The 11,362-nt window shown below is 40.8% G+C and carries 11 protein-coding genes; 7 read left to right on the top strand and 4 right to left on the bottom strand.

Annotated features, from left to right (window positions below; all coding sequences use genetic code 11):
- Position 1: 1 nt before the first annotated feature.
- Entirely contained in the window at positions 2 to 178 is a 177-nt protein-coding gene (locus LYNGBM3L_RS43360; RefSeq protein WP_154659763.1) for a hypothetical protein, read from the top strand.
- A 170-nt stretch (positions 179 to 348) separates the two neighbouring features.
- Here LYNGBM3L_RS43360 and LYNGBM3L_RS12100 read toward each other — a convergent pair whose 3' ends face one another.
- Positions 349 to 939, bottom strand: a complete 591-nt coding sequence (locus LYNGBM3L_RS12100) for a hypothetical protein (protein WP_044492853.1) — start codon at positions 937 to 939, stop codon at positions 349 to 351.
- Between the two features lie 872 nt (positions 940 to 1,811).
- On the opposite strand from LYNGBM3L_RS12100, the gene LYNGBM3L_RS43355 reads away from it, so the two are divergent.
- The 3 genes from LYNGBM3L_RS43355 to LYNGBM3L_RS12080 all read left to right on the top strand — a co-directional run bounded on the left by LYNGBM3L_RS43355 (position 1,812) and on the right by LYNGBM3L_RS12080 (position 4,282).
- Entirely contained in the window at positions 1,812 to 2,207 is a 396-nt protein-coding gene (locus LYNGBM3L_RS43355; RefSeq protein WP_008183100.1) for a hypothetical protein, read from the top strand.
- A gap of 408 nt (positions 2,208 to 2,615) precedes the next feature.
- A complete protein-coding gene (locus LYNGBM3L_RS12085) occupies positions 2,616 to 3,284 on the top strand; it encodes a Vps62-related protein (protein ID WP_008183097.1) in 669 nt (222 codons plus the stop codon).
- 665 nt (positions 3,285 to 3,949) lie between these two features.
- Positions 3,950 to 4,282 (top strand): DUF433 domain-containing protein, encoded by a 333-nt coding sequence (locus LYNGBM3L_RS12080; protein ID WP_008183096.1) that lies wholly within the window; start codon positions 3,950 to 3,952, stop codon positions 4,280 to 4,282.
- 436 nt (positions 4,283 to 4,718) lie between these two features.
- Here LYNGBM3L_RS12080 and LYNGBM3L_RS47290 read toward each other — a convergent pair whose 3' ends face one another.
- Positions 4,719 to 4,979 carry a hypothetical protein gene (locus LYNGBM3L_RS47290; protein WP_229414449.1) on the bottom strand — a complete coding sequence of 87 codons (261 nt, stop codon included), beginning with the start codon at positions 4,977 to 4,979 and terminating at the stop codon, positions 4,719 to 4,721.
- 25 nt (positions 4,980 to 5,004) lie between these two features.
- On the opposite strand from LYNGBM3L_RS47290, the gene LYNGBM3L_RS12075 reads away from it, so the two are divergent.
- Positions 5,005 to 7,362, top strand: coding sequence for an alpha/beta fold hydrolase (locus LYNGBM3L_RS12075; RefSeq protein ID WP_229414448.1), 2,358 nt, complete (start codon positions 5,005 to 5,007; stop codon positions 7,360 to 7,362).
- A gap of 28 nt (positions 7,363 to 7,390) precedes the next feature.
- On the opposite strand, the gene LYNGBM3L_RS12070 is transcribed toward LYNGBM3L_RS12075, so the two are convergent.
- Positions 7,391 to 8,254 (bottom strand): SAM-dependent methyltransferase, encoded by an 864-nt coding sequence (locus tag LYNGBM3L_RS12070; protein WP_008183089.1) that lies wholly within the window; start codon positions 8,252 to 8,254, stop codon positions 7,391 to 7,393.
- 29 nt (positions 8,255 to 8,283) lie between these two features.
- Entirely contained in the window at positions 8,284 to 9,015 is a 732-nt protein-coding gene (locus LYNGBM3L_RS33900; RefSeq protein WP_161603154.1) for a pentapeptide repeat-containing protein, read from the bottom strand.
- Positions 9,016 to 9,361: 346 nt separating this feature from the next.
- Between LYNGBM3L_RS33900 and LYNGBM3L_RS12060 the strand changes: the two genes are divergently transcribed.
- Positions 9,362 to 9,958 (top strand): thermonuclease family protein, encoded by a 597-nt coding sequence (locus LYNGBM3L_RS12060; protein ID WP_008183086.1) that lies wholly within the window; start codon positions 9,362 to 9,364, stop codon positions 9,956 to 9,958.
- 456 nt (positions 9,959 to 10,414) lie between these two features.
- Positions 10,415 to 11,062: a peptide-methionine (S)-S-oxide reductase MsrA gene (gene msrA / locus LYNGBM3L_RS12055; RefSeq protein ID WP_008183085.1), complete on the top strand. Its 648-nt coding sequence runs from the start codon at positions 10,415 to 10,417 to the stop codon at positions 11,060 to 11,062.
- The last annotated feature ends 300 nt before the right edge of the window (positions 11,063 to 11,362 follow it).

Raw genomic sequence — 11,362 nt, 5'->3', positions numbered from 1 at the left:
GATGGCGGAGAATTTCCCAATAGTTTCCTGTCTCCATCAGCAACGTCCCAGCAAACTATATTTTCCCTTAAGACAGAGTAACTTAGCATTCCAGAGCCACCAAGCCGAGGTATCACCCGATCGGGGAGTGGTCATTCAATGGGAGCCAGGAATTATTTCTGAGATTGAGCAAACATAGCCCAAGTTGACTCTACAAGTTGACTCCAATTTAGACTAAAATTAGCGGCGTTGCTGAATCAACGAATGAATAGAAGTAGGGTGGGCATCCTGCCCGCCCGAAAAAATAAGGAATGGGCATCTAGCCCATTCCACAAAACTCTTAAAATTATTCCATTATTAAGCAACGCCCTAAAATAAGCCATTCAGAGCAGACGATATTTCATTTGATAATTCTTGTGCTGATTTAATTAGACGAACACGATTTTCCGGATGTTGATATCCTTGTTTTTTAATATTTGCGTATGTATTCATTATACTTCCTTTGGCATTATTGATATCCCTTTCAGCCATATTAAATAACGTCGCATTCCACTCTGCATCTCCAATTTTAGGTAGTAGCAGGTAGAGAGTCCAATCATTGGGGGGTGATTCACAGCCATAGGGATAGTCTCCAATCAGGATGTAGCCGGACTTAAGTGCAGCATTATAGGTGAATCCATTGGCATTGTCTTCAGTAGCCAATTTTATCATATCTTTTTTACTGACTCCGGACTGTAGCCTACCCCACTCGACATTACATTCGTTGAATCCAAATTCCATCTTTTTATATAATTCAAGGATAATTCCAGGAATTTTATTTTGATCTGACAGGGAATTGTTGTCATCATTTATCCTAAAAAAAATATAATCTAAAGATTTGAAAAATTTACCATTACTTTGGTCGGGAGCACCTGCTAACTCTAGGTTGTTCCTTGGATTATCTAAAAATTGATTTGCCATCGCGGGTTGTATAACGATAGCGAACATCAACACCTGTGTAATTATAAAAACCTGAAAGCTTATCAGTAGTATTTTTTTCACAAAGTTATCCTTATTAAATAATTGGACGTTCTTGCTGGGGCGCAACAGGCAAGCTGAAATCCTTATTGGCTAATAATTTCAGCCATAATTTACAAAAAGATACATGCTGTTTTGGGATGACATTGGACTATGTTATAAGGGTTTGAGCTTCCAGAAAATGAAAGGAAGGTCAATTTGGGTCTGTATCTTACCTAAGATCTTTGATCTCAAAGCCTTATATAGTAAGTTTTTCAAGGCTCATGTCACCCCATCAGCGTTTTTGCTTCCAGCTATTATCTTCTTAATTTTATGGGAGAGGCAGAACAAAATTATCAAATTACCCCAAAATCAAAAATCTAAATTCCTATTTTTATAGACTAGAGCACGTGATTTAGATTTAACAGTACCTTTTAGGATACCTTTTAGGGTACCTTTTAGGGTACCTTTAGCTGAAATCATTACTGGGTAGTCGTTTTAGCCCATAAGTTCCAAAAATCTACATGCTGTTTTGGGTGCGACCTTACACGTAGTTATAAGGGTTTAAGCTTCCATAAAAGGAATTGAGGGTTAATTTCCGACTGTATCTTCCCTGAGCTCATTGGCATCAAAGCCTTATCTACTAAGCTTTTTAGGGCTCATGTCACCCCCTCAGGTTTTTACCCAGATTTTAAAAGGTACCCATAAGGGTACTATCCAACCCGAGTCAGATTCAATATGATTTGAATAGTTGAATTAACTCTAGTGAGGAAAAAATGACTAAACTACACACCTCTGAAAACTTGACAATAGAGGCGGATGAATTTTAAAAAGTATTGAAAGATATGGAAACCCATTCTATATCAACAATTAAAGGCGAGACTACAAGTCCTCTTCCACGGTACATATCCGTATATTTAGTAGAACCCGAAATACCACAAGCTATCCCGAACGATTTTCAGGACAACCTTAAAAGTTCTTACCAACAAGACGTGCTTTCATGGAATGATACCCGTCAAAATGAACTAACCATGGTCACCGATCAGAAATTAAATAACAATATTAGTGATTCTGATTGGACTCAGACATTAAAAACTATGGAAGAAACTGATATCGCTAATGGGACAGCACGGATACAAACTTCATACGCTCAGATTCGTGAACAGGGTAATAAACATCCGGAACAACGTTCAAGTGGGAGCATCCCAATTTGGCACGTTAGCTCTTTTTAGGGGGCTGAAACCCTTGAAATATCGTTGCTTTGGGTAATATTGTTTCCAAAATGGGATGCTCCCGTTCAAGTTTGATTAAATTTGCCCAAACACTATCTAATTTCCAATCAACGATATTGAATTACATGGTGGATTTTATGCGAACAATAGCCCTTAAGATATTTGAGTGGGCTTCAAAAGCTTTTACGTTTATCAAAAATGCGGCAAACAGTGTCGTTAATTTTGTAAAAAGCTGGTTTTAACTTATTTTTCCACGGTAAACACCAGCATCCAAGGTAAACCCCTATAATTTTTTATTCCTACCTATAGTGTTAATTTAATTCAATGAACACTATATCTAGAAAATCCCTTGTTAATAAGCACAATAAGCTCTGGTTTATTGAGGACTACCCCTAGTTTATTGACAAGATGGGTTTACCCTTCACAACAATCAATAAAGGAAACTTAAAAACAATGAAACGTTTTTTGGCAATTTTTGTGCTTCTTTTGGCTTTCGCAACGGTTAACGTACAGTCAGCTAAGGCTTTATCTTTATTTGACTTAAACATTCAAAAATGTGATAAATTTGATCTTGTCTGGTATGATCGTGGTTCTGGAGCTGAGCGAGATGGTGCATTTTACAGGCCAGTCCCCACCCCTGGTTTCTTCGTTGTTGGAGATTATGGACAAGGTAACTATGGTCAGCCTAATGGTGATGTATTGTGTTTCAACCCATTAAAAAAAAGCGCATTAGCTAATCCTATAGACTTTGCGCTAATATGGAAAGATACAGGGAGTGGAGCACATCGTGATGGCTCTTTTTGGCGACCAATTCCACCACAAGGTTATAGTTGTATTGGAGATGTTGTTCAAGAAGGTTATGCAAAGCCATACCGTCCTGATTACAAATGTCTACATAATGATTTAATATCACCATGGTCTCCTGAACAGACATCATTTGTTTGGAATGATCGTGGCTCTGGGGCAGATGCGGATGTATCTGTTTACTCTGTTCCCTTTAGTAAGGTTATACACGTTCAGGGTAACTATTCTCCCCCACATGGGCCAATCTATGATCTTAATTTAAACAGCTTCTGATTTATATAGCGGTTTTTCTCCTAATGAGGTACACATAATTTTTTACCTCTTCCCTCTTCTGACTTTACTGGTTACTGCTCCTTAAAAAATGTACCTCACCTAATTAAAAACCGCTATAAATTTTTACTTAGGAAGAAAACGAAGGACAGCAGATCCAATCGAAAAAAAAAGCGATCGCCCCTTTATAGGCGATCGCTTTTTTACTATTTAGTTGGTTGAAACTATTGTGGCTCTACCGTACTTGTTTCGAAAATAAAGCTGGAAGCGTGTATTCAAGGGGTTTTCAGCATTTTTAATCTCAATCGCTACCATTTCGCTATTCAGCAACGCCAAATAAATTAGTTACCCTATGGCAATCCAAAACCTGCCCTCTTAGTCGCCATATCGGTTTCATTATGATCAACTATAGATGATAATATGGATATACGGCGGTTTGCATAACTATCAGGTACACAGGATTGTTTTCCGACTTCCGACTTCCGACTTCCGACTTCTGACTTACCTGTTCCCTATTCCCTGTTCCCTGTTCCCTAAAATCCATAAATTTGTACCTAACTAAATGGCAAACCGCTGTAATTATCGACAATAGATGCATCGCTAGTTACTGTTGCAATCAATCTTATGTGTAAATCTAATTTAAACACGCGATTGCCATTACAATTATTATGCAAATAGAAGACTATTTCAACTTTCTGGCTCCTGATGACATTCGGATTAAAGGTCATCGAATTGGCATTGAAACAGTATTGTATGAGTATCTCTTTAAAGAGCGTACTGCTGAAGAAATTGCCAAAATTTACTCAACTCTCACCTTAGAAGAGGTCTATGCCACAATCCTATATTATCTACAGAACAAAGACACAGTCAGTAAATACATTGCTGACTGGCTAGATTGGGGACATCAACAGCGTAAAGCTCAAGCCTTGAATCCTCATCCGGCAGTGGCTCGACTCCGGAAAATCAAAGCAGAAAGACAAGCCCAGTTGAAAGCCAATTGAAAAGTTAATTATAATTGCACAATGTTCTTATGATCAGGAATATCAAGACCAAATTATGTAAGCATTCAGCGTTCAGCCTTCAGTGGTCAGTAGTAAGCGGTCAGCTTATTTTATTCAAAAGCACATCAAGTAGGGTTCATATAGCGCATCAACTGATGACTGATGACTGATAGCTGATAGCTGATAGCTGATAGCTGATAGCTGATAGCTGATAACTGATAGCTAACCAAATTATTCACTTGCCGATGACTTGAATTAATGAATTATTATAACTAGAAGTCTCAACAATACATTGCTGTTTGTTTGTATTATAATGCTCCTCATCGTAAGCATTCAGCCGTCAGCTATCAGCTATAAGCTTAAGCGGATCACAGGCTAGAAGCCTGTGCCACGGTACTTGAGGTGCTAGCAGGCGCTTTAACTGTACGGGGTCGGATCAGTAAAACGAGCAGGGATTTTCAACCAGCCGTTCCAGCACCTTAAACTTGTTTACTACCTCCCGTTGATTAGCTGACGGCTGACGGCTGATAGCTGAATGCTTACTCCTCAACAAGCCTAAGACTGAGAAGACTAGACTCGTGAAAGCAAAAGCCAAACCCAAGAAACTACTAGGTTTTTTATATACTTGCTTATTCCTTGGTTTAGGAATACTCCCCACAGTAGTCAAACCAAAGCCAGCCCTTAGTGCAGAATACATTTACTTTAACTATGGTCCGTTAAAATTGTCCCTTTCCCGGGAATCTCTGGAAATTTTCGCCAATGAGGGCAGAATTACTAAGGAATTTGAGTTCTACGCCCAAATGCTGAACCCAGAAGCCTTGGAACAGTTGCGGATGCTACTCCAAAAGCGGATTAAAATCAGTCCTGTGGCCATCTCCCGCTTAGGTAAATCCCCCATGGGAGAAGCCTTTCTGGAAGGTTTGGGAAAGATGATCAAAACCCACCCTGGTCGCAATGGTTTACATAGTCTTCGGGGGGCGCTGGTTTTGGCAGCAGCTGACTCCGAAGGTCTAACTCTAATGAATATAGTGCGCCAGTTTCCCACCGAGGGGATGTTGATTGATACTGACTATATCTTTGATGTCCGAAAAGAGCTAGCTACCCTATTTCGATATCGAGATGCAGCGGTGAATGCGATCGCAAACCAAGCCACCCGAGAAGCCGCTGCTGAGAATACCGTTGATGTCTCCCAGTTAACAGACTTACAACAACCAGGTCCTTATCAATTCACAGACCAAGTCATCACCCTTTCCGGTCGCCGCCGTCAATCCCCTCTAGGGTTATCCGGAGAAACCAAGTTTGAGGTTGCTTTGTACTTACCCAAAGGCAATCCAAAACCAGCCCCCTTAGTAGTCATGTCCCATGGCTTTGCCTCAGATCGCAACCATTTCACCTATTTAGCAGAACACTTAGCATCCCATGGCATTGCTGTAGCCGTTCCTGAACACGTCGGGAGTAATGTTGAATACTCTCAAGCTGTACTACAGGGACTAGCGAATGGAATCAATCCGGTAGAGTTTATTGAACGACCCTTAGATATTAGATATGTGCTCGATGAGCTGGAAGACCTCTCTAAATCTGACCCTAATTTTGCTAATAAGCTGAATCTGGAACAGGTTGGTGTGATTGGTCATTCCTTCGGGGGTTACACAGCGTTAGCCGTAGCAGGTGCAGAAATTAATGATTTAAGACTGCGCCAAGTGTGTCCTGATCAAGACCCAACCTTCAATCTCTCTGTACTGCTCCAATGCCTTGCCAATCGCTTACCCCCGTTTAATTATGACTTGCAGGATCCACGGGTCAAAGCTGTAATCGCTGTTAATCCTATTACCAGCACAGCCCTTGGTCCAGCTAGCTTGGGTAACATTCAAGTGCCAGTCATGATTATGGCAGGTAGCCACGACATCGTAGCACCAACTGTCCCAGAACAGATTCACCCCTTCATTTGGCTCAATACCCCAGAAAAATATCTGGCAATGATTGTTGATGGCAACCACTTCTCCACTAGTGGTGCATCCGGCGACGATTTTGCCCTGTTTCCTAAAGAATTACTTGGTTCCAATCCTCAGGTCGGACTTTCTTACCTAAAAGCCTTAAGCTTAGCTTTTGTTAATACTCATATTCGGGATTTGCCAAACTATCGACCTTACCTCAGTGTTAGCTATGCCAAATTCCTCTCTGAGAATTCCCTAGAGCTACATTTAGTCAAGTCTTTAACGCCAGAACAACTAGAGGAATCCTTTGGTAGTGAACCTCCCCAAAGTATCATACCACAAATCGCAATTGAGCCAATACCGAAGCGTTCAGAAACGGTTTTAGACCAAATTAAACGAACTGGTACCATCAAAGTTGGTATTAGAAAAGATGCTGCTCCCTTTGGCTACATTGATACCAACGGAGATTGGAAAGGGTATTGCTTTGAGCTACTAAATTCCTTAAAAGACAAGGTTGCCGAAGAACTCAATAAACCTATAGAACTAAAAGTTGTTGCCATTCAATCAACCTTGGAAAATCGCTTTGCTATTGTCCGAGACGAAACCGTACATTTGGAGTGTGGCCCTAATACTATTAGGAGTGATATTGCAGGGGTAAAATTCTCAACACCATTTTTTATTACTGGCACACACTTTTTAGTAGATTCTCAACAACCGAGAGTCTTCAATCGTTACCAAAGCCTTGACAGTTTAAAAATTGGAGTGCTTCCCAGTAGCCTCACAGAAACATTTATTGAGCAAACCTATCCTAATGCTCAGAAAATAGTTTTTCCTGGAGACATAGGTAGGTCTCAAGGAGTCAAAGCATTAGTCAATAGCGATATTGATGCCTTTGCCAGCGATGGCATTTTATTAATTGGAGAAGTCACCAGACAAGGACTTTCCTCATCCCAGTACACCTTATCTCCAGATCAACCACTGACCTGTGATTTCTATGGCATGATTCTCCCTAAGAGTGATCCGCCATGGCAACGTATTGTCAACTCCTTTATTGAAGGCGAAAAAGCTAAAGAAATTTGGGGGGGATGGTTTACAAATTTGTTTCCCTATGTCTTATTAAATCTAGAGTATTGTATTGATAAATAAGATGTAAGTCAGTCTAGGATATTCATCATTATTTTTTAGCAGTCACCATAAACGAACGTCGCCTTCCAGGTACTGAACGGGGTGCGATTTGGACAGAGTAACGTCCATAATTTGCTCTTATTTCTCCCGGTTGGATAACTGACGCATTCCACCCATGAGCAGTAAATAATTCTTCTGGTGCGTCTGTGCCAAAACGCCAATTTTTACTAATTAATCCCTTCTGAGTTTTGGAGCCTATCTGCCACGACTTTACACTTATTAAATCTGCACCCAAATAACTCCCTTTGACACTGACATCAGAAATTGTTTGCAGTAATGTATTTATCTCTTTTTTATCCATATACATCAATAAACCTTCCATCAACCAAACTGTAGGTTGATTAGATTGATATCCATGATTTTTTAATAAATGCACCCAAGGTTTTTGCAAATCTGTAGCGATGGACTGGCGATGACATTTAGATGGAATATCCTTAAGAATTGCTTCTTTGCGAGACATGATTTCTGGTAAATCAATCTCGTATATACATATTTCAGGTGGTAAGGGTAGGCGATATGCCCTAGTATCGTACCCCACCCCTAGAATTACAATTTGACGTACCTCTGGTATTACAGATATCAGAAAATCATCGAAAAATTTAGTTCGCACTGCCACAAACTGGATGCGAAGGGTATTTGATTTCGGGTCTTTACCGTCTTGTTTTTCCCAAGAATCCATCAAAGACTGTATTTCCTTAGACCCAACTAACTGAGCAGCAAAAGGATCTTCAAAAAGTCGGTCTGCCCTTTTGGATTCAATAGCACGTTTGGCCGCCATTACTACTGCGGTACGACAGACATCATTTTTGATTTCTGGTATTTTTTCGGCTTTTGCTGCCAGTTCGTTTTCCATAATTTACAATTTACTGCTTGATCATGAAATTAAGGACAACCTTGCTGAGATACTGTACCATCGGGCATAGTGGCATTACACAAATTAGCGCCAGTCAAATTAGCCCCAGTCAAATTAGCCCCCGTTAAGTTAGCCTCGGTCAAATTAGCCTCGGTCAAATTAGCCCCACTTAGATTAGCATTTTGTAAGTCAGCATAGCTTAATTTGGTTCTATACAAATAGGTATTACTTAAATCAGAGCTAGCCATGCTCGCACCGGTTAAATCCCCCAAACTTAATGTGGCTCCTTTTAAATTAGCCTCATATAAGATTACCACAGGAGCAAAAACCTTATCTAATTTAGCATTTTCCAATGTAGCCGATGTTAAATCAGCATCAAATAAACGAGCAGCTACTAAATTAGCATTTGTCAGGATGGCTCGTTCTAAATTAGCGAGAGTTAAATCTGCTCCCTGGAGATTGGCATTGGTCAGATCCGAACTTACTTCTTCGGTGGCCCGTCGTTGGTAAGATTGAAGTTTAGGATTCAGTAGAATACTATTTAGATAAGCCCCTGATAAATTAGCCCCTCTTAAATTAACACTTCTCCAATTACAGTTACTAAAATTACCAAAGCTCAAATCACGACCACTTAAATCACTTCCTAGATCGCAATTAGAAAAAGTGTTGGATTGGGCTTGAGCTGGCAACCCTATAAAACTGAGACATAAGAGAGAAGAAACTAGAGTTGAAGACACTAGAGTTATCGTTTTAAGCACCATAGTCATATTGAGTAGTTAGGAGTGAAGATTTAGAGCATGAATTAATACAGAGTCAAATCTAGAGCCATCCCTGTAGCAGTTGTGATAGTGTTCAGTTGGAGCAACGGATGGTTAACGGATGTAACCAATGGAAGTATGGAAAAATCTAGAAGTATCGCAAGATGGTGAAGAGGCTACCCATAGTAGCATGGATTTCTTTCACCTTTGACTTCGGATTGCTATAATAGTATATAGTATTTTGCTGTGAGATGTGACAGTAGGATTGCTCGGAACGTCGAAGCACGGAATAAGGCACCAGTAGAGTTTTTGAGCTAAACTGTTGTACACTCGTCAACAGTAATAGACCATGAATCCAACTCGCCAACTAATCCCAAACATTTTCAAATGGATAGTAGCCTCTGTGCTAATCCTGAGTCTCTTTGGATGTGCCGCCCTTCTAGACCAGTTAGGAATCGGGAATTACACTGTCAAACGGGTATCTGACGGGGATACCATTCTCGTCGCTGACAGGTTTGGCAAGGATGTCAAAGTTCGGTTTGCCTGTATCGACGCTCCAGAAATTGCCCATTCCAAAAAAGAGAAGCAAAGCCGCAAATTGGTAGACAAAAGTCAATTCAAATGGGGAAATAAAGCCAAGGAGCGACTTCAGGAACTGGTTAAACAAAGCGATAATCAGGTAGTTTTGACTGTAACTGATACTGACCGCTATGGGCGCAGCGTCAGTGAAGTACGCTTAACCGATGGCACCTTTGTCCAGGAAGTGCTAGTAAAAGAAGGACTAGCACAGGTATATCGCCCCTATCTGAAAGATTGCCCCAGTGCGGAAATGGTCGATAGTGCTGAAGCCAATGCCAAACGATATCGGCGAGGGTTGTGGCGAGACCCTAAGTTTGTTCCAGCTTGGGAATATCGTAGTTTAGCAAAAACTAAATCCTCCTCCTGAGTCGGAGAGTGTTTAGTCCTCTGAGTCTTTAGTCCTTAGAGAATGTTTGTTAAACTTTGCTTAAATCCTTGCCTAGGGTGGGTTAGGCGGCGATATCTGTCAAAGCTCACCTTTTAAGAGAGCTGTCCGCCGTAACCCACCAATATTCAAGACTATAGCTGTCTTAAGATTTACTTTATAAACCGTCTCTTAGTAGCTAGCCAATAGCCAGCCAAAAGTCTATTGGTAGTTACCACTAATGAATGAGTAATTTACTCATATAGGGTTTGTAAATCAGATGTAAACCTAAGAGGTATTTTTTTCTTATCCAATAAAACTCCGGAGCTCTTTCCCCTCTTGCCTTTTGCCTCTTGCATGCATGCCTTTTCCTGCAATTGGTGTGTTTACAACCCATATACAAACGCTATAAATGTTGCAAAATGTTAAGTAAGTGATCAAAACTAAGATTCAAAACTGATGGTACTCTTCGGATTTAAGAAAAAGCTGACCGTGCCTACTCCTGAGGAAGCCTTACCCGGACGCTCAGAACTCATGCCAGTACCCGAGCGTCACTACGTCAACGGCAATCCTCTCAAACCCCCTTATCCTGATGGATTGGAAATGGCGATGTTTGGCATGGGATGTTTTTGGGGAGCAGAACGCCGATTCTGGCAACAAGAGGGAGTGTTCACTACCGCAGTAGGTTACGCTGCTGGCATTACCCCTAACCCTACTTATCAAGAGGTCTGTACAGCCATGACCGGTCACAATGAAGTGGTGCTGGTGGTATTTGATCCAAAGGTAATCAGTTACGAAGCACTATTGAAAGTCTTCTGGGAAAGCCACAATCCCACCCAAGGCATGCGCCAAGGCAATGATACTGGTACTCAGTACCGTTCAGGAATTTATACCTATTCCGAAGACCAAAAGAAGCTAGCGGAAGCCTCACAAAACGCTTATCAGCAAGCTCTGAAGGTCGCCGGTTATGGTAATATTACCACAGAGATTCTAGATGCTCCTGAGTTTTATTACGCAGAGGGCTATCACCAGCAGTACCTGGCTAAAAATCCTAATGGGTATTGTGGTTTAGGTGGGACGAATGTGAATTGCCCTGCAATTTCATAAGTCATCACTTCTGTGGTTAACACTCATCAGTAATTAGTCATTTGTAAGTACCAAGAGACTTTGGTGGATTACAAATGACTAATGACTAAATGCAGCAATTCAGTTGACTAGGAAAGGGTGGGTTTTGTAACGTTTGTAACAAGGTTGTTTGTCTTGGGCTGATACATAAGCTAAACCCACCCCTACAGAGTGAGTGGAGTTTACACTAGTTCCTGGTGCGAAACTAAAGTTGCTAAACCGACATAATTACTGTCAATAGCGCTAAGTTTCTGGGAATCTTCTTAAATTGATATAACAGCT

The organism is Moorena producens 3L (assembly GCF_000211815.1).
In the GTDB taxonomy this organism is placed as follows: Bacteria; Cyanobacteriota; Cyanobacteriia; order Cyanobacteriales; family Coleofasciculaceae; genus Moorena; species Moorena producens.
The sequence above is the reverse complement of the archived record's forward strand: the minus strand, read 5'-3'. Positions and strand labels throughout refer to the sequence as shown.

Bases quoted from the DNA above. Each gene is read 5' to 3' on its own strand.
- LYNGBM3L_RS43360 (WP_154659763.1), top strand. From the start codon at position 2: ATGGCGGAGAATTTCCCAATAGTTTCCTGTCTCCATCAGCAACGTCCC.
- LYNGBM3L_RS12100 (WP_044492853.1), bottom strand. From the start codon at position 939: ATGGCAAATCAATTTTTAGATAATCCAAGGAACAACCTAGAGTTAGCA.
- LYNGBM3L_RS12085 (WP_008183097.1), top strand. From the start codon at position 2,616: ATGGGTTTACCCTTCACAACAATCAATAAAGGAAACTTAAAAACAATG.
- LYNGBM3L_RS12080 (WP_008183096.1), top strand. From the start codon at position 3,950: ATGCAAATAGAAGACTATTTCAACTTTCTGGCTCCTGATGACATTCGG.
- LYNGBM3L_RS47290 (WP_229414449.1), bottom strand. From the start codon at position 4,979: ATGTATTCTGCACTAAGGGCTGGCTTTGGTTTGACTACTGTGGGGAGT.
- LYNGBM3L_RS12070 (WP_008183089.1), bottom strand. From the start codon at position 8,254: ATGGAAAACGAACTGGCAGCAAAAGCCGAAAAAATACCAGAAATCAAA.
- LYNGBM3L_RS33900 (WP_161603154.1), bottom strand. From the start codon at position 9,015: ATGGTGCTTAAAACGATAACTCTAGTGTCTTCAACTCTAGTTTCTTCT.
- LYNGBM3L_RS12060 (WP_008183086.1), top strand. From the start codon at position 9,362: ATGAATCCAACTCGCCAACTAATCCCAAACATTTTCAAATGGATAGTA.
- msrA (WP_008183085.1), top strand. From the start codon at position 10,415: ATGGTACTCTTCGGATTTAAGAAAAAGCTGACCGTGCCTACTCCTGAG.